Origin of the sequence: Alistipes senegalensis JC50 (genome assembly GCF_025145645.1) — a bacterium.
Classification (GTDB): Bacteria; Bacteroidota; Bacteroidia; order Bacteroidales; family Rikenellaceae; genus Alistipes; species Alistipes senegalensis.
Genome location: NZ_CP102252.1, coordinates 3,858,428 through 3,876,747 on the forward strand (window position 1 = coordinate 3,858,428; position 18,320 = coordinate 3,876,747).

At 43.5% G+C, this 18,320-nt stretch carries 20 protein-coding genes and 2 tRNA genes; 20 read left to right on the forward strand and 2 right to left on the reverse strand.

Annotated elements, in window-relative coordinates:
• Positions 1–30: 30 nt before the first annotated feature.
• Positions 31–1,017, reverse strand: a complete 987-nt coding sequence (locus NQ519_RS15420) for an acyl-CoA reductase (protein ID WP_019150263.1) — start codon at positions 1,015–1,017, stop codon at positions 31–33.
• 98 nt (positions 1,018–1,115) lie between these two features.
• On the opposite strand from NQ519_RS15420, the gene NQ519_RS15425 reads away from it, so the two are divergent.
• From NQ519_RS15425 to NQ519_RS15445, 5 genes are all read left to right on the forward strand, one after another.
• Positions 1,116–1,718, forward strand: coding sequence for a nitroreductase family protein (locus NQ519_RS15425; protein ID WP_019150262.1), 603 nt, complete (start codon positions 1,116–1,118; stop codon positions 1,716–1,718).
• A gap of 109 nt (positions 1,719–1,827) precedes the next feature.
• A tRNA-Gly gene (locus NQ519_RS15430) sits at positions 1,828–1,900 on the forward strand.
• Positions 1,901–2,079: 179 nt separating this feature from the next.
• The gene (locus tag NQ519_RS15435; RefSeq protein ID WP_019150261.1) at positions 2,080–3,285 is read left to right on the forward strand and encodes a site-specific integrase; all 1,206 of its coding nucleotides are present in this window, start codon (positions 2,080–2,082) and stop codon (positions 3,283–3,285) included.
• An 89-nt stretch (positions 3,286–3,374) separates the two neighbouring features.
• Entirely contained in the window at positions 3,375–4,538 is a 1,164-nt protein-coding gene (locus NQ519_RS15440) for an AAA family ATPase (RefSeq protein WP_083870979.1), read from the forward strand.
• Positions 4,539–4,543: 5 nt separating this feature from the next.
• On the forward strand, positions 4,544–5,035 hold the full coding sequence (locus tag NQ519_RS15445; protein WP_227901073.1) for a DUF4276 family protein: 492 nt from the start codon (positions 4,544–4,546) through the stop codon (positions 5,033–5,035).
• Here the strand turns inward: NQ519_RS15445 and NQ519_RS15450 are convergent.
• Positions 5,032–6,000, reverse strand: coding sequence for an IS110 family RNA-guided transposase (locus tag NQ519_RS15450; protein ID WP_009597560.1), 969 nt, complete (start codon positions 5,998–6,000; stop codon positions 5,032–5,034). The genes NQ519_RS15445 and NQ519_RS15450 overlap by 4 nt on opposite strands.
• Before the next feature lie 214 nt (positions 6,001–6,214).
• On the opposite strand from NQ519_RS15450, the gene NQ519_RS15455 reads away from it, so the two are divergent.
• The 15 genes from NQ519_RS15455 (at position 6,215) to NQ519_RS15525 (ending at position 18,258) form a co-directional block, all read left to right on the forward strand.
• Entirely contained in the window at positions 6,215–6,409 is a 195-nt protein-coding gene (locus NQ519_RS15455) for a hypothetical protein (RefSeq protein ID WP_227901072.1), read from the forward strand.
• Between the two features lie 167 nt (positions 6,410–6,576).
• On the forward strand, positions 6,577–7,509 hold the full coding sequence (locus NQ519_RS15460) for a hypothetical protein (protein WP_019150260.1): 933 nt from the start codon (positions 6,577–6,579) through the stop codon (positions 7,507–7,509).
• Between the two features lie 320 nt (positions 7,510–7,829).
• Complete coding sequence (locus NQ519_RS15465) at positions 7,830–8,183, forward strand: hypothetical protein (RefSeq protein WP_019150259.1); 354 nt, start codon at positions 7,830–7,832, stop codon at positions 8,181–8,183.
• A 4-nt stretch (positions 8,184–8,187) separates the two neighbouring features.
• Entirely contained in the window at positions 8,188–9,969 is a 1,782-nt protein-coding gene (locus NQ519_RS15470) for a hypothetical protein (RefSeq protein ID WP_044118704.1), read from the forward strand.
• A gap of 726 nt (positions 9,970–10,695) precedes the next feature.
• Positions 10,696–11,082, forward strand: a complete 387-nt coding sequence (locus NQ519_RS15475; protein WP_026076422.1) for a DUF6908 domain-containing protein — start codon at positions 10,696–10,698, stop codon at positions 11,080–11,082.
• A complete protein-coding gene (locus tag NQ519_RS15480) occupies positions 11,079–11,360 on the forward strand; it encodes a hypothetical protein (RefSeq protein ID WP_026076421.1) in 282 nt (93 codons plus the stop codon). Before NQ519_RS15475 ends, NQ519_RS15480 begins: the two co-directional genes overlap by 4 nt.
• A 149-nt stretch (positions 11,361–11,509) precedes the next feature.
• Complete coding sequence (locus NQ519_RS15485; RefSeq protein WP_130064086.1) at positions 11,510–11,863, forward strand: hypothetical protein; 354 nt, start codon at positions 11,510–11,512, stop codon at positions 11,861–11,863.
• Between the two features lie 403 nt (positions 11,864–12,266).
• Positions 12,267–12,992, forward strand: a complete 726-nt coding sequence (locus NQ519_RS15490) for an NAD-dependent deacylase (RefSeq protein WP_019150253.1) — start codon at positions 12,267–12,269, stop codon at positions 12,990–12,992.
• 136 nt (positions 12,993–13,128) lie between these two features.
• Complete coding sequence (locus NQ519_RS15495; RefSeq protein WP_147513158.1) at positions 13,129–13,833, forward strand: hypothetical protein; 705 nt, start codon at positions 13,129–13,131, stop codon at positions 13,831–13,833.
• 21 nt (positions 13,834–13,854) lie between these two features.
• Entirely contained in the window at positions 13,855–14,460 is a 606-nt protein-coding gene (locus tag NQ519_RS15500; protein ID WP_083870976.1) for a zinc-ribbon domain-containing protein, read from the forward strand.
• Positions 14,461–14,749: 289 nt separating this feature from the next.
• Positions 14,750–15,166, forward strand: coding sequence for a hypothetical protein (locus NQ519_RS15505; RefSeq protein ID WP_147513157.1), 417 nt, complete (start codon positions 14,750–14,752; stop codon positions 15,164–15,166).
• A 69-nt stretch (positions 15,167–15,235) separates the two neighbouring features.
• Positions 15,236–15,721 carry a hypothetical protein gene (locus tag NQ519_RS15510; RefSeq protein WP_019150250.1) on the forward strand — a complete coding sequence of 162 codons (486 nt, stop codon included), beginning with the start codon at positions 15,236–15,238 and terminating at the stop codon, positions 15,719–15,721.
• Between the two features lie 127 nt (positions 15,722–15,848).
• Entirely contained in the window at positions 15,849–16,271 is a 423-nt protein-coding gene (locus tag NQ519_RS15515; RefSeq protein ID WP_019150249.1) for a hypothetical protein, read from the forward strand.
• Positions 16,272–16,362: 91 nt separating this feature from the next.
• A complete protein-coding gene (locus NQ519_RS15520; RefSeq protein WP_019150248.1) occupies positions 16,363–17,688 on the forward strand; it encodes an ADP-ribosylglycohydrolase family protein in 1,326 nt (441 codons plus the stop codon).
• 468 nt (positions 17,689–18,156) lie between these two features.
• Positions 18,157–18,258: transfer RNA gene (locus NQ519_RS15525), tRNA-Gly, on the forward strand.
• Positions 18,259–18,320 lie beyond the last annotated feature (62 nt).

The following is an 18,320-nucleotide window of genomic DNA, read 5'->3' on the forward strand; positions in this document are numbered from 1 at the left end:
TTATCCGTACAGCAAATATAATACTTTTTCTCAATTCAGCGCCGCCAGCCACGCGATTACATCCCGGTCGTCGGGATAATCGGTCAGGGCGGGCGACTGAGCGCATCCGAAAGCGGCGCGACGGCTGTGGGGGAGACATTCGGTGACGATGCACTGCAATTCGTCGTCGTGCATCGCAAGCCATCCGGCGACCTCGTCCGGCGTCTTGTAATACGTGTAGGAGATCTGACTCAGAGCCGCCGGGAAATCCCGCTGTTCGACGGCCACGGCAGCCCCCAGATCGCGGAACGGCCGTCCCTGCATCGTGAGCAGTGCCCGCGTCTGACGGTAATTGTTTTTGTATTTGTCGTTTACATCCGGCATCTGAAGCGTCGGTTCATATCCTTCGGGCAGGAACAACAGCGACACGCTGCGGCATCCCAACCCGGAGTAGGCCCAAATATCGTCGGCCAATCCAGCCAGCTGCTCCGGCGTTTCATCGCCCGAAAGCACGGCAGCCGACTGACGGCTTCCCCGCAGCAGCGAGGGAATCCCGGCATAGCGGGCGCGGAAATAGCGGTTGGCATTGTCGCTGCCCGTGGCGATCACCGCATCGACGGGCGACACTCCGTCGTAAAATTCCACAGGCACCGATGCGTCGATGTCCCGGAGCTGGCCGACGACATACTCCATCAGCACGGTATCTTTGGCCGAGGGTTTCAACAGACAGCGGTGACCGCTGACGACCGTACACAACAGGTCGAAAAAACCGACGAGCGGAATGTTCCCGGCCATGACCACCAACACGCGGCGCGGCACGGCGACCGGCACGGCAGGGTAGTTCCCCAACCAGGCTTCGAGCTTTTCACGGCTCAGCATATCCCGGGCGATCGCCCCGACGGCACGGCGGACATCGGCCGGCGTAAACCATCCGTTAGCGCGGCAGGCAGCCTCCATAACGGCCTGCGTCGCATTGTCGTCGCCGAATCCGCGCAGACGCGCCCCCAATTCGGAAAAGAGATCAATTACGTTCTTCATGAACACAAAGATACTATTTCGCTTCGGATTCCGCACGTTTTTCCCGAAGTTGTGCTATTTTTGTAAAAAAGCATTCGACACCAAATACAACGACGACTATGGAAAGAAATCTGAAAGAGGCCCTGCGCCACCGCCGCAGCTATTACGAACTGACACCCCAATCCCCGATCGACGACGCACAGATCGAAGAAATCGTGCGTTTTGCCGTGAAACACGTTCCCTCGGCATTCAACTCGCAGTCGGCACGCCTCGTGCTGCTGCTGCACGAACACCACAAGGCATTCTGGGAGTTGGTGAAGCGAACGCTGCAAGCCATCGTCCCGGAAAAGGCGTTCGCTGCCACGGAGAAAAAAATCGACGGCAGTTTTGCATCGGGCTACGGTACGGTGCTCTATTTCGAAGATACGGAAATCGTGAAAGGACTTCAGAAACAGTTCCCGCTTTACGCTGACAACTTCCCCGTCTGGTCCGAACATACTTCGGCAATGCACCAGCTGGCGGTATGGACGATGCTCGAAGACGCCGGATTCGGAGCCTCGCTCCAGCATTACAATCCGCTGATCGACAACGAGGTCCGCGAACATTGGGGATTGCCGGGACAATGGCGACTAATAGCCCAGATGCCGTTCGGCATTCCGGCCGGCGAACCTCAGGAGAAGAATTTCGAGCCGTTGGATGACCGCCTGCGCGTCTTCAAATAACGGATAGGAGAGAAGGGCAGATCGTAAAGAATTTGCAAAATGGAATTGAAAAATTTGGAGATTCGGATTTTTTAGCTACCTTTGCATTCACAATTACGAAACATGCCATGCGGAAATAGCTCAGTTGGTAGAGCGCAACCTTGCCAAGGTTGAGGTCGCGGGTCCGAGTCCCGTTTTCCGCTCATAGGAAGCGAGTGATAATCAACAGATTATCGCTCGTTTTTCTTTTTGCGGGTGCGAAATGAAACTCTCCATAATGCCTTTTTCGCACCGTTTTCCGAAGAATGTTTTACCATTTGTTTAACCATGTTTTACGGCGGTAAAACACCGCCCGCGTCTGTCTGCATAATGCCGCAACATTATGAGTGTCAGCATTAATGCCATTTGCAGAAAAGACCGCATCAATCAAAACCGCACTACGAACATCTACCTGCGTTTTACCGTCAATCGCCGCAGCCGCTATGTAAGCACGGGAATCAATATCCCCGCCGACGATTGGGATTTCGACACCCAAACGCTTAAAACGCAGAATCCCGCCGTTCAGCTACGGATTTACGAGCAAATCGAGAAATACGACAAGCGCGTCAAACGGCTCGAAGCGTTGGAGGTTCCCGTAACGCTGGATAACGTTCTGGAAACCGACGGACGGAGGGTCTATTGCACGATAGCCGAATATTTCCGCCGCACGATTACACAGTTGGAATCGGTGGGTAAAATCGGCTCGGCATCGAAACACAAGGTCACGTTTTCACTCCTGCAACAATTCCGCTCGACCAATATCCGTTTCGACGAAATTACGGTCGGCTACCTGCGTGATTTCGAACTGTTCCTAATGAAAAAGGGTAACAAGAGCAATTCGATAGCCACGAAATTCAGCGTTCTGAAAGCCGTCTATAACAAGGCTCTTGCCGAGGGGATTTTCACCACGCCGCACAGTCCGTTTCTGCAATTCAAAATCGGACGGTTGTGGACAGCCACCCGCAAACGCGCCATCCGCAAGGAGGATGTGCAACGGCTGATGCAGTCGGAGATACCCGCCGACGGTTCGGCCTATCTGGATTTCGCACGGGACATTTTCCTGTTTTCGTACCTCTCGGCAGGCATCAATTTCAAGGACATCGCCACCCTGCGTTACTGCGACATGGACGAGGAAAGAATCTACTATGCCCGCCACAAAACCAGCAAGGAGATGACCTGCCACCTCTCGGAGCAGTCGAAAGCGATTATCGGCAAATACGCCAAATCCGACCATGCGGACGAGGATTATATTTTTCCGATACTCGACCGCCGTATACACAAGACCGAGCAACAGATTTACGACCGAGTGCGCAAGGTGCTGAAACATGTGAACAAGGCCCTGCACGAGTGGAGCCGATTATTGGGGCTGAAAATCGAACTGACTACCTATGTCGCCCGTCACACGTTTGCAACGGTTTTGAAGCGGTCGGGAGTGAATATTGCCATCATTTCCGAATCGCTCGGCCATTCCGATTTATCGACCACCCAAATCTATTTGGATAGCTTCGAGAACAGCCAAATCGACGCGGCAATGCAGAACCTTTTGTAAATAAATTAGCTGGCCTATAATTTGAATAGAATAGGTTGGCTAATTTATTTTTTTTATCTTTGTAAAAACTATATGTAATTACGATTGCTATGATAATTCAAAAACTAATATTGCACAACTGGAAAAACTTTCAGAATGTAGAAGTTTCTCTTTCAGAAAGATGTTTTATCATTGGCGCAAATGCCGCAGGCAAATCAAATTTAATTGATGCGTTGCGTTTTTTGAGGGATATTGCTAAGCAATCGGGAGGTTTACAAACAGCAGTAGAAGATAGAGGAGGAGTAACCAAAATACGCTGTTTGGCGGCTCGTACAAGTACAAATATTGTAATAGATGTAGAGTTAGGAGAACCAGATTCTAATATTCCTACTTGGAGATACAAGCTCGATTTTGCACATGTAGGAGGTGGAATTATAAAGAAGCAAGCTACAATTCTATCTGAAACTGTCTGGCATAATAAAAAAGTAGTACTTGAAAGAAAGAAAAGTTCAAAGGACGAGGATTCTGAAACTTTAAAATATACTCATTTAGAGCAAATAACAGCAAACAGACAATTTCGAGAAATACAAATATTTTTTCAGAATATTGAATATCTGAATGTTGTTCCTCAATTAATTAGAGAGTCTGGCTCTTATTTGCAAACACAGAGTAAAGAAGATTTTTATGGACGAAATTTTCTTGAAAAGTTAGCAAAAATTAATGATCGTACACGAACTGCTTATTTCAATAGAGTAAATGAAATATTGAAATATGCTGTTCCTCAATTAGACAAATTACAATTCATAAAAGATGACAATGGTATCCCTCATTTAGAAGCAAGATATGTTCATTGGCGAGCACAAGGAAGCAAACAACAGGAAATGCAATTTTCTGATGGTACGTTACGTTTAATTGGTTTTTTGTTTGCTTTGTTATACAGTTCGGGCGTTGTTTTATTAGAAGAACCTGAGATTAATTTACATGCTGGAATTGTAAAACAGTTACCTGAATTTATTTCAAAATTACAACGATATAAATCAAAGCAAATAATTATAACTACCCACAGCTACGATATATTAAGCAACGAGGGCATAAGTACAAAAGAGGTTTTAGTTTTAGAACCGAGTAAGGAAGGAACTATTGTGAAGACAGTTTCGGAAATACCTGAAATTCAAAGAATTGTTGATGCTGGATTTTCCATCGCAGATGCAACCATATCTGCAACAACACCTCAGGGAATTGGTAAATTTACTCAGCTAACACTAAATTTCTAACTCTAATGAATGCAGCCATAGTTGGGGAAGACCAAGTAACAAGAGAAATAATAAAAAAATTAATCTCTATATATGCCCCACATTTAACTCAACTTAATGAAATACCAGCACGAGGAAGCCAAGCATTAAACGCTGTTAATGTTGAAAGATATAATAAATTAGCTTTAAGCATCCCTGTTATATTATTAACGGATTTAGATGATACTCTATGTGCACCAATGAAAAAGCAAGAGATTTTACATGGCATAGAGCAAAATCCATTATTTATTATAAATGTCGCAGTAGAAGAAGCTGAAGCATGGTTAATGGCAGATAAAAATAATTTCATATCTTATTTTTGTGTTGAAGATAAAATTCCTAATGCAGAAATGTGTAGGATGCATGGAAGAAATGAAAGAATAGAAACTATATATGAATATAAGCCAAGTTTATATATGACGAACTATATTAAAAAATGCGGAAAAAGAGTAATAATATCGGAGAATGGTTCCTGCTAAGGTCTGTTGGAGACGAATCCGTCGACATATTCTTTATCGTGCGCAACAACAGCAAAAGCCTGCCTGACGAGTTTATTTGCGACAGCGATCATAGCGAGTTTTCCCGACTTTCCGTTTTGCCTGAGCCTCGTATAAGTCTCTTTGCATTGGGCATTGAACCTACTGGCAGGCCAAGCGGCGATATAGAGAAGTCCTCTGGTGTATGCGTCTCCGTTTCGGTTGATATGCCCTTTGATGTTTACCGAAGTTCCGGATTGTTCGTAAGTGGGACAGATACCGAGATAGCGGGACACCTGCTTGGCATTCTGGAAGTAAGTGAATCCTCCGGTAGTGATGATGAGCGCCGTGGCGAGCGTTATGCCTATACCTTTGATGGTTGTCAGGAGTGCGAGTTGCCGGCTGAACTCGACTTCGACAAGATCCGTGAGTTCCGACTGAAGCCTGTCACGCTTCTTTTCAAGGAACTTGATCGTTTCGTCTACGGTATGAGTTGCACCTTTGTCCGGGACAGGCAGACATGCGAGAGAGCCACGAAGGTTCGACATGGCGGTAATCTGCTTAGTAAGTTGGCGAATGACGGTTCTTTTCTGTCGGAGCCGCAGGATGGCCTCTCCCTGGACCTTGAAAGGACGCGGGTTCATCTTCTCTCCGTACAAGGTAATGAGTCGTGCATCGCTCTTATCGGTCTTGATCGTAGAGAGCATGGCTTTGGCGAAGTTCTTTACCTTCAGCGGATTCTCCATGCTGACAGTAATTCCGGCGACATTGAGCATATACAGCAGCAAGGCACTGTAGTTCCCTGTCGCCTCCATAACACAGTGGATACTGCCATCTTTGGGGAGAGTCCCGATAAACTGTCTGATACCAGCGGTCGTGTTGTTAAAAGTACGGATCTCCCCGCCTTTGTCGGAGGAGTAAGCTACCACGAATGTAGCCTTGCTCACGTCGATTCCAATGTACCTCATGGCCGTTCGTTTTTTGGTTCTAACGACATCGCTTACATCTTGGTCCTTCATTGCGAATGCGGGCTCAAACACCTTACGAACTATCCGGATTCTGATGTAAAGAGTATGGGGTCAGAACATAATTCCCGGTTTAGAAGACCAATGAGAGATCGGACTTATTCCATACTCTGATGTCTTTACTATTCAAATTTAATTAACTAAGTACAAATATACAATGAGAGAAATTATTTCTACATCAACAAAACTTGAAGTACAAAAACAACTCACACCAAAAGAGGGAGCAAAAAAAGGACCTGAATATAATACTGCAATGACACCATTTATTCAGGAAGTGTGGAATCCAGAAAATGCTCGTTTAAATTCTTATAGTTTAGATAAAATGATTCACCATCTTCAATCTATTCATTAACTCGGACCGACTTTTCCGAGGGGTCTTAAAATAACCCCTCGGTCAAAGTTGGTCCTACTCTTTGAGGGATTATCCGCTTGCATCGGGTAGTCCCTTTTCTTTTTTCTGCGGTCGTCAGTTGCGACAGAAAGCGGAATTTTGTAAATTCGTTGAAACAATTACCGCTTATGAACGAACTTACAGGCTCGAAAAGCTGTTTGGCTACCGATACCCGCTCCTTACGGGAAATCGCCCCGTTGCTGGAAAACTATTTCGGCATCACGCTGGGTTACTTTACCAATGAAATAGAAGTGAGTACGGGCATCTCCGCCGCCAAAGCGATCCAAGAGGAACACGAAATACGGCTGCCGACCAACCGTTTCGATTATGACGCTTATATGGAACTGTTCGGAGAAACGCCCCTTTTGACCGACCGATTGCGTGAAGCCCTCTTGTTCGTGGCTTACATCATCACCGACCGCAAATTCAACGAGGAGGAGTTATACGAACGCGGATATTGGGAAGATTGGAACACCTATAAGGGCGAGTGGGCGAAACTGATGCTTTTTATGGAGCATATGGAACAACGGGCATCCATTCCCGCCAAGAAAGATGAATTATCCCCTACCTCAATCACCCTCCGAGCCGACAATGGAATCGTGGAAAAGAGTACCATCCCGAATACCGATAACTGGCTGTTCCGTCTGATCCGAAAGGAACTCGCCGATTATTTCCCCGACATTCAGACCGCCGAAGATGCACGGCAGGAATTGGAACGACGCAAACCGTCGGCAGGAGCCAAGCGAATGAATGCTATCTATACGATTGTCGAATATGGAATCTATCGAATGCTTCATGAAGAAAACGCCATACCCGAAAAACCCGATACGCCGAACGAACTTTGTGCATTGATTCACGACTTTACGCGTCTGACAGGATGCTATCCGACCAATAAAGGCTGGGACGGAAATTATAGTCCCGATTTGATTCGAGTAGGTTTGCAATATACGGGAAAAGCCGTGCGGAAAATCGGCGAAGAGCGCATCCCGAAATTCCCACCTATTAGCTTTGGAACAGTACATATTGTAACGGATAATATCATTCGGAACGAACTTTTCTGATGCTCATATATATAAGGATGTAAGGGATGCTTCACGGCGTCCCTTTTTTGTGTTCGAACCTCCCTCATCTGCCATGTCATGACACCGTGACATGACATATCAACTGGCAGATTTTCAGCAATTTTATGTGTTTTCGCAAGCCCTTTGACAGCAGACCTAATGAATAGGTCGGTTTTCGGGGACTATTGTCTATTTTTTAAAGTCTGCCAAAGGTGGGATTTGTGTGAGTTTTCTGTTCGCAATCGAGTTGGAAATAGAATCGACGAGGTTGTGGGAGGAAGCCGAAGCCCGTAGTAAAGTAGGCATAAAATTAAAACACAATGACTATTAAAAGTCAAATTAAGCGGGCGAATCTCGCCTATTTAGAAGAAGCCGTCAAGAACGGCTACCGCATGAGCATTGCGCTCGAATACGACGGCAACTATTATTACCGAGTGCGGGTGCACGAAGCAGATGCAACGGTCATGTTCCTGATGTACCTGAACGCCGATGTTTATGCGACAGTACAGCGGATGCTGGGTTGCCAGACGATTCTGTCCGTTGCAACTGGGCGATTCAATCTTTCGCACGCCAATAGTCTGGTCGCATTTCGCGGAATGTCCCCGCTGAAAATGCGGATGTTCCATGTACTGAATCACTTTTACAAGAATGTTTCACCTGCCTATGCACGATAACAAAATGCGAACCGAAATTCTTAACATTGACAAGGGCCAATGCCTGACCGATGTTCTGCCTGCGATTCCCGCAAACACGATTTTCGACAAAACCATCACGGGATGCGGTGCGACCCACAGCGAAATCGTAAATGCGGCACGCCATTCCATCATCATCGAGCCGAACATCCCCGTAATTCTCGGCAAGAAAGCGGAGCACCCGTTTCTGTTCGCCGTGTACGAGGGCATCACGAAAGAGGATGTGAAAGCCTATCTTGCGGGCGAGCATGACGGCTATCGCAAAATCATCACGACGCCCGAAGGCTTTGACAAAAAGGTGCTCCCTGCCATGCACGAGTTGGAAATCCCCGTCTATAAGGACTATTTCCTGTTGTTCGACGAGTGCGAAAAGGCCATACAGGATGTAGGCTACCGCGGGGACATCTACCTGCCTGTCGAGGATTTTTTCAAATTCGAGAACAAGGCGATGGTTTCGGCAACGCCCATCGTTCCGTCCGACCCGCGTTTCGAGGAAAACGGGTTTAAGATACTGAAACTCGTTCCGACCTATGACAGTCGGATCGAACTGACGCTTTGCACGACCAACAACACGGTCGCAGTCATGCGGAAACTGTTGAAGCGTCTGGAAAACGAAACGGTCTGCGTGTTTCTGAACTCCACGGAAACGATTTTGAGCCTTATCTATGCACTCGGACTGCAAGGCCGAAGCAGGGTCTTTTGCAGTGAAAAAAGCGTACGGAAACTCAAACAGATGAACTTCACCGATGCCAGCGAAACGCTCGATGAATTGGCTCCCGTCAATTTTCTGACCAGCCGTTTCTATGCGGCCGTGGACATCAAATTAGACTATAAGCCCCACGTAATCCTGCTGACGGATGTAATGCGTGCTCCCTTTTCGGCAGTAGACCCGCAGACAGAGGTCGTGCAGGCCATCGGGCGGTTCCGTAACGGCGTGGCGAGAGCATACCATATCGCCAATACAAGCGACAACCTGCAATGTCAGACCCGCGAAGCCCTCGAACGCCGACTGACGGGCGAAGAAAACATCTACAATCAAATCCGCCAGATACAGCCCGACGGCGAGGATGAAGCGCAGGCCCGCTTCCAAGCCCTGAACGGCATGGCCTACAAACGGTTCGTAACCCGCGACGGAAACCGCAACCATTTCATGTGGGACAATGCGTGGACGGATGAACAGATCAAGGCATACTATCGCTATCCGTCCACGCTGACCGCGGCCTATAAATCGGCTCCGTTTCGACTGACTGTCTGCACGGCCCATTACCCGATAACGGATGCGGACCGTCTGCGTCGGGAGAAAGCGAAAATGAATACCCACGAATTGTGGCGTGAGGTGGTCGGACAGCTTGCCAAACTCCAAACGGCTCACTCCGACATGGAACCTGCATTTCTGCAAGAAGAACTGGGAAATGAATTTGCAGCAATCGTACAGGCGTTCACGATTCTCGGTGCAAAACGGATGGAAGAATTGGGGTACAACCGCAGTAAGATTGAAGCGGCTATGACCCGCACCGAAGAAAACGTGTTGCTGACAGCCCCCAAGATGCAGGAAGCCGTTTACGCGCAATACCAAACGGGCGATTTGGTGGCCTGCTCGGAAATCAACAATTTCCTGCATCGGCTGATCGTGAACAACGGCATTCCGTTCGAGGGGCGGCGGGTGGATCGTAAGGTCGTGAAACTCTTTTTCGAGATCGAGGACGACACAAAACGCCTCGGCGGTCAAAAGGCATTTCTGCTCGGAAAAAAGATGTTCGAGTTTTAAGGGCATCGGACCGACTTTGCAAAGGGGACTTATATAAACCCCTTTGCGCAAGTTGGTCCTAAATAAAAACAACAATAATCATTTAATAATCAAAAATATAATCTGCCATGACGGGCTTTATTGCATTTCTGTTCGTTGTCTTTCTGATGTTGTCGGGTAAATACATTGTTATCGGACTTTTTATGCTTATTTTTCGCATTCTGCTAACCATTTACAGCATCATAGCTGAAATCCTTTCGGCAATATTCATTCCCTCCAAACCATTCTGACTTTATTTGGAAAGGGGCGAAGCCCCTGACCTGCAAACTGAATTAAACCAATTAAATATCAAACAAATATGAAACTCTTATCCGCATTGGCTTTGCTGTTTATCGGGCCGATCGTTTTGGCCGCAGGAATCAATTTCATCGGATGGTTAGGCGAAAAAATCTGGAAAGAATAAGCTAAATACCATTCCGCAGAATTCGGACCAATTTTGTCAAGGGGTCTTAATATAGACCTTTTGAAAAAATCGGTCCGTTTTTTATGACCGAGCGGACAATCCCTATTTTTCACCCCTCCCCCTTTTCAGATGGGAAACCGAATTTTTATCTATCCCATTAATAGGATTCCACATAAAACAGACCACCACCTATTTATGCCCGAAACCATATAACAGCATAAGATTATTGATATTACATGAAGTTGAATTACTACTGATAAGCGATAAACAAAAACTTAATCGCTATGAAAACATTAGACAAACGGGCGTCAGAGATTCTGCGAGCCTTGTTAGCCCTGCAAACATCCAAAATCGACAACACGGGCGAAGCCTATATGCCCGTTTATATCGAGATCATCGACCGCTCGGAAACCTACAAGCACATTTCGCTGGCACATTACGGGGAGCAGAACGGGGATATGATGCGCGACCCCGAAATGTTGTTTGCCCTGCACAAAGAAACACGGCAATTCATTCCGTACTACTACCGTAACGATTATATGGGAGTGGAACAGTACAGCGTAAAATGGACAGACGAGGGCATTTTGCTGAACCGCCGTTTGCAGGCCGACCATACCACATTTGCGAACCAATGGCTCCGTAACATAGCCGCTCAACAGGGGATTCGATGAATGCGCAACGAGTAGTACAGAATTGTGTTTTGAAAAATCAAAGCACGGTTATCGAGGAAATGATACGGGCAAACCTTATTTCCGAAGAATATCTTTATCCGTTCGCGGATGATGTCATGGAATGGTGGCTGATTGATTCATGGCTGGCCGAACGGCTGAAACGCGAGGGACAAATCATCATCGAGGAATACGGTTGCTACTGGTGGGGCAGACAATCCAGCGGGCAGGCGATTTACATGGATTATGTAATTCAGAGAATTTGCGGGGGAATCGACTGATTCCCTTGCAAATCTGAATCCGATTATTTACTTTTGCAGAAACAACAAAATAAAGGCAAGAAAACCATGTAGCACGACATAGATTATTACGCTTCAAAACGGGTTCCCCATCCTGTCCCGACTATATCATAAATCAAAACATTCAAAAAATGGGGACAGTCAAGAATGTAGAGTTGTCGATGCAATCCGTTCGGCGGCTATTGGAGCGTAATCATCTTGCCTACACAATTGAAAAGGATTCGATTCTTTTCAACCGACGATTCAACCGCAGGACGGGACAAAAATCCTATTATTACATCGGCTTTACAGAGGGCGAGAAGAAAATCGGTCGTCAAAGCATCGTGTTCGGATGTGTAGACTACAATGTTTACGACGAAGATTTTGCAATGGGTACATGCTTTCGCCAGACGATGTGTACCGACATGGCGTTTTTCGCATTCCATTTCCACGACCTCTTTCCCGATTTCTATCCGACCGACGAATACAACGATTGGAGCGAATGACACGAACGGCAGACTTTGCAGACGGACTGACAACCGACTGCAAGGTCTGTTTTTATGTAATGACTAAATAAATAAGGCTATGCCAGCACCATAGAATCAAAAATAAGGGCAACAACCCCGAAAAGGAGTTAGGGCTATGCGTTTTTCCGAAAATGTTTCCTAAATTTGTGGAACATACGAACTACGGAAGCGTAAGTTTATTCTCGATGTTGAATCTGGTAAATTTAATTGCGATGAGAATAAGCAGACCTAATCTCCCGCCATATCCATACGGATACGGGCGTGGGGTTGTTGCTTATTTTATCGCAGGGCTTACCAGAGCCTAACATCATAAATAAGCGTACAACCCTGCGCTTTCTTTTTTAACTAATCACATCTGGGGTTGGAGGTGTGCACTTAAGATATGGCGAACAAGTCTGCAAAGCAAAAATTAGTGGTCTTGACAGGAGCAGGCATTAGTGCCGAAAGTGGTTTAGCTACATTTAGAGATACCAACGGATTGTGGAAACAATATGATGCAAAAAAGTTAGCGTCTTTGGATGGATTCAAAGAAAATCCGCAGGCCGTTTTGGATTTTTATAATTATCGCAGAAACGAACTATTAAACGTGAAACCCAATTATGCTCATTTACTTTTAGCAGAGTTGGAAAAATACTATAAAGTTACAATCATTACTCAAAATGTGGATAATTTGCATGAACGCGCAGGAAGCACGCATATTATTCATCTGCACGGGGAACTTACCAAAGTAACTTCATCCAAAGACAAACTAAATCCACGTTATATAAAAGACTATCCTTTAAATATTCCTATCCGAATAGGAGACAAGGCAGGCGATGATTCACAATTAAGACCGTTCATAGTCTGGTTTGGCGAATCTGTCTATGCTATGGAAGTTGCGATTGATTGGATAATGGAAGCGGACATATTTGTTGTCATTGGTACATCTCTGACAGTATATCCTGCGGCCAATTTGGTTGAATATGTTCGTTCGGAAGCCATCAAATTCATTATCGACCCAACTGATTTATCAGATAAACTGCCTAATGGATTTTCGCATATACAAGATTATGCGGCCTCTGGTGTAAAAAGACTTGTAAATGAATTGGTTTTAAATAGAAAACTCTAAAATACAATTTTTCTATATTTACAAATAATATCATTTTCTCTGAATGTCTTACTAACATAAGTTTTCAACCCTGCGCTTTCTTTTTACTATTAACCTGCCATTTGAGGGTTGGAATGGCAAAAAAAAATTCATACTAATGCCTGTTCCACGTTGGTCTTTAATCAAAATTGCGAATGTAGATTTGTCTATTCTACAGGATTATTTGTCGTCTAATTATGTGCCTCTTGTTGCCCGCACTCCTGATTATAATGAATCGAGAGGAGTGTTTAAATATATTCAAGACTATATGCACAATGATTTTATGATTCAAGCAGAAAACTATTATTTTATTAATATGCTTGAGAATGACCCACATATCCTTTCTGATTTTGAAAGCTATTATTATATAAACGATTTCCAAGATATAAAAAACACCTATCAGAATTTTTCCAGAGGGTCAAAAATGGGATTGCATTCTGCAATGCAGGCATTGTGTGCAAATTATGCAGAATATCAAGACTTACACGGTACTATTCTGGTTTCTGACATGACAATGAGGAATTTTTTAATATGTGCGACAAGTGGCACATATCAACCTATTGGATTGACAGATAAAACCAAGCACCTGATTGAATACCTCAAAACTAAAGGGTTGAATGAACATATCATTGGCCATTGCTTAGGTAAAAAGTACACAGAGTATATTGATTGGAAATGGCAAAGGGTAACCTTCCAACTAACGGATTATCCCAATTACATTTCGGATGATTTAGAAAGACAATCTTATATTGCATTAGGTGGTAATCCAGAGAATTACCACGAGGGTTGCCTTGATAATTACATGGATTCAATCGGTTTATAATCATTTTAAAAGAGAAAGAATATGTTTTGTCGAAATTGTGGTGCAGAAATGGCCGACAATGCAAGAATTTGCATGAAATGCGGTGTTATGGCTGGAGACGGGGATAAGTTTTGCTCGAATTGTGGTGCAGAACCAGACCCCAAAGCAGTCATTTGTGTCAAGTGCGGATATGAACTAAAACCATTTTCATTATCGATTCAAGAAAGGCCAGAACGGCCAGCAATACCCCCTAAAGGTTATGATTTTGGCAGTGCTATTCGGGCTGGATTTAATAATTATGCAATATTTCAAGGCAGATCAACCCGTACAGAATTTTGGTACTGGACTTTATTTATTTTGATTGTAAATGGCTTGTTGCTTTGTGGACTTATCTCAGGAATCAGCATTGCGGATGAAACGCAAATTGGAATTTTTGGAGTAACCTATTATATCTTCAATTTAGGAACGTTGTTACCCTCCTTGGCTGTAACAATCCGCCGATTACATGATATAGGAAAAAGCGGATGGAATTTTCTGGTTGGTTTAATTCCAATTATAGGCACATTTATTTTAATAATATGGCTTTGCATGCCCAGCGATTACTATACGATATACAGGGATGTAACATTGAAAAACAGATTTCATTAAATGATAGAGGCTTATATAATTTCACTTGTTACTTGCATTTTAGGCTCTTTGATAGCTTACGGAGTGAGTGGTGAAAAATCCTATTTCAGTTTTGTGGACGGGAGCGAATTGGCTATTATGTTTCTTCCGTTTCTGAATACAATACTTGCAATGTTCTTTATTTTTAGAATTATTGTTTTAATAACAACGGGGAAATAAAAGCTTAAATATTACCGATTATGAAATTTTCTGAACATGATGTAGATAAATGCAAAAGCATCCGTTTACCTTTAATTGAGATATTAGCAATATGGAAAAAATATCACTTTTAATCTTTGCTCTCTTATGTGTTTCTTGTGTTAGTAAACAAGAATATCAAAGATTGGAACAAGAAAATATTAGGTTTAAAAATGAGATAATACTACTTCAAAAACAAGTAAAAGATTTTCAACAGCAAGTAAAACAAAAAGAATGGCAATTCATAAGAGATGAAATCTTATATACAGTAGATGCAGATGGGCATGTTGAAGATTCGAAATCAGGCGCACTTTACGTTAAAATGCTTAATGCAAATGCATTTTATGAAATGCGATTAGCAGGAACAATCGGGACGATAATTAGAATCCCTATATATGAGAATCCAGAATACTCACAATATGCAGATAAAGAATGCAATAGGCGATTCAAATATAAATCCAAGACTGGCTATTATTTGAATATAAACTAATTTAGGACCGACTTTGTCAGAGGGTCTTAATATAGACCTTTTGGAAAAGTTGGTCCGCCATTCCATTATATGAAAAAATACATACTCACCATACTCGCCTTGCTGATTGCAGGGTGTGGCATATATCTTTGGGCTAATTCCATATCGAAAAAAGAGCGGTTGGAATTGCTTAATGGAGAATACGAATTAGTCGATTGGCAGATTCGCCCGAAATCTGCTATTCATGCGGATTCTCTTACGGTGCATGATGTTCCCCAGCGTGGCGAACGCTTAACCCTACAAACGAACGATAACGGAGATTTCCGCTTAACGGCTAAATCATCATTACCAGTCCTGCAACAGTTAGCTGATTTGGAATGGCAACTACACTATGTTCGACGCACGTGGTTTGCATGGCGGCATCGTGTCATGGGGCTATATCATGCGGGCGAACATTCGGCAGATGTTTACTGGCATCGGGCACTTATCAATCAAAAGGATGTAGGCATTGCTTTACAACTACCTGACCCGACAAATGAAAAGATTAGCTGGTTTCTGATTTTACAGAAAAAATAATTTAGGACCGACTTTGTCAAGGGGTCTTAATATAGACCTTTTGAAAAAGTTGGTCAGACTATCCACGCGATAATAATTGCGTCACAGAAAATGAAGAACTGCATACTGATACTTACATTATAATATTATGTGGCTATATACTAAAAGGCAATATAAATCTGCCATTAAAGACAAAGACAAGGAAATGGAAGAAATACTTGATACATTTAGAGATGAAATTATCAAAGATCTGAAATCTCTTGTTAGGTCTGAAGACTATAATGAAAAGTATAAATTACTCTTAAGGCACAAAGGATACTACGAAGCCATAAAGAATGATTTAAATACACAAAGGAAGAGTCTTAATGACATTTTTAAAAAATATGATTTGTGTTTTCAGTATCAGGGTTTTTGGGGGTTGCTTGATAAAATTGTATATAAAAACAACCAACTGGAGTGTTGGGTAGACTACTATCATTCATTTCCTCCTGATTATGGCTGTTTCTCTTTGGATGAAATCCCTACAAGAGTACTATATAAAGCTCTAAGAATATTCAAAGGGATATTATAATCCGCAAGTAAATAGGCTATTTATTCGAGTGACATAATCTTCAAGGGCTATATAAACAGAATATTTCATAATTGCGTCACCTATCCTTTAAATGAATTACTCCACGTTGCAAAAGGGGATTAGAGAAACTTATAATGAAGCTATGGAGCGAGATAAGACAATAAACATAGACAAAGAGAAAATAACGGCACTTCGATCATGGCTTGAAAAATACCCCGAAGATGCGGATGCTTATATGGCACTTGCGAAAATATACCAGAGACAAGGAAAGTACGCCAGCGCTTCTATTGAGATTTGCAACGCTTTTAAATATCATACAGAGGATAATCTTTTTCCAAAATCAGCTCTTTACCGATTTCGAGCGGTCGAGTTGGGTGGAGGTTATGGAGGGAACGAAGAGGATTATAATATTGCCTACCAGTTAGCAGTTAAAGAAGTAACTGATATTCTCCACAAACGTGCTCGGATGAAACGCTCTTTGAGGTGGCTCTACGGCAGAAAATCCGATGATGAAACTTTAGATCGCTTTGATGCTTATTGTCAGGATTACCGTTTGATATTAAAGCATGATGAAACGGATGAACAAGCAATGATTAGTTTATTAAGTGAACTCATAAGAAAAAGAAAAACCAGAATCTACAAAGGCGGCCTTCTTGGGGCAATAATAGGCGATATTGTCGGTTCTCGGTTTGAGTGGAATAATCATAAATCGACAATCTTCAACCTGTTTACGCCGTCCAATAAATTTACAGACGATACGGTAATGACTATTGCTATTGCTGATTGGTTATTACATGGAGAATCATTAGTCGATGCAATGAAAGATTGGGCCGCAAAATATCCGAATCGTGGTTATGGGAGCAAGTTTTGGCAATGGCTGTTTATATGGAGAAATAAAGAGCCTTACAATAGCTATGGCAACGGTAGCGCAATGAGGGTCAGTCCTTGTGGATATTTTGCACAAACACTCGATGAAGCGTTGGATTTAGCAAAGCAATCGGCAGAATTGACACACAATCATCCCGAAGGAATCAAAGGAGCGCAAGCTATCGCCGCATCTGTTTTTTTGGCACGTCAACAAATAGCCAAAACGGAAATACGCGATTATATCGAATCTACTTTCGATTATAACCTACATCGAACCTGCAATGAAATACGACCGATTTATGAGTTTAACATGACGTGTCAAGGTTCATGTCCCGAAGCGATAATCGCCTTTTTGGAAAGTTCGGATTACGAATCGGCAATTCGTCTGGCAGTTTCTTTAGGAGGGGATAGTGATACCATTGCTTGCATGACAGGCGGCATCGCGGCGGCATACTATGGCATCCCTGATGAGATTGTTTATAATGCCAAAGAATATCTACCCGATGATATATTAACGATTATACTTGAGTTTGATAATCACATTCGATGATACGATGAAAACCTATCTACTCCCCATATTTGCCTTACTGATTGTTGGGTGAAGAAAAAGGACCGACTTTGACAAGGGGGCTTATAATAGACCCTTTGAAAAAGTTGGTCCGATTTTATCAAACAATGAATGAGATAGAATTAAAAATAGATAGCAATTAGTTTGGAGTTAAATTGCGTCGTATCTTAAAGAATAGGGAAAGAGGGCCGAAAAAATGCGGCGTTTTCCTTTGCTTTCAGTAGACAAACACAAATTCTCGGCTTAACGGTCGGGAATTTTTATTTGAAAACTATAAATTCACTATGCCAATGAATAACAAGAAAGAACGTGTTACAGAACTTATTTAGCCCATTAAACAATTCTTTAATTAACAATCATTTACAAACCAGTAGACAGACGCAAATGTTTAACCATCCGTTTAACCAATGCGAAAAACATGGTAAAACACATTCGAGAAAATCGTCGTAAAAGGAAATAGCTCAGTTGGTTACCCCTAAACGCGTAGCGTTTTGGGGGCTTGAGAGCGCAACCTTGCCAAGGTTGAGGTCGCGGGTCCGAGTCCCGTTTTCCGCTCTTGGGGCCTTGAGAAAGAGGCGGAAATAAAGAGCAAAAACCTTATGTATCAATGATAT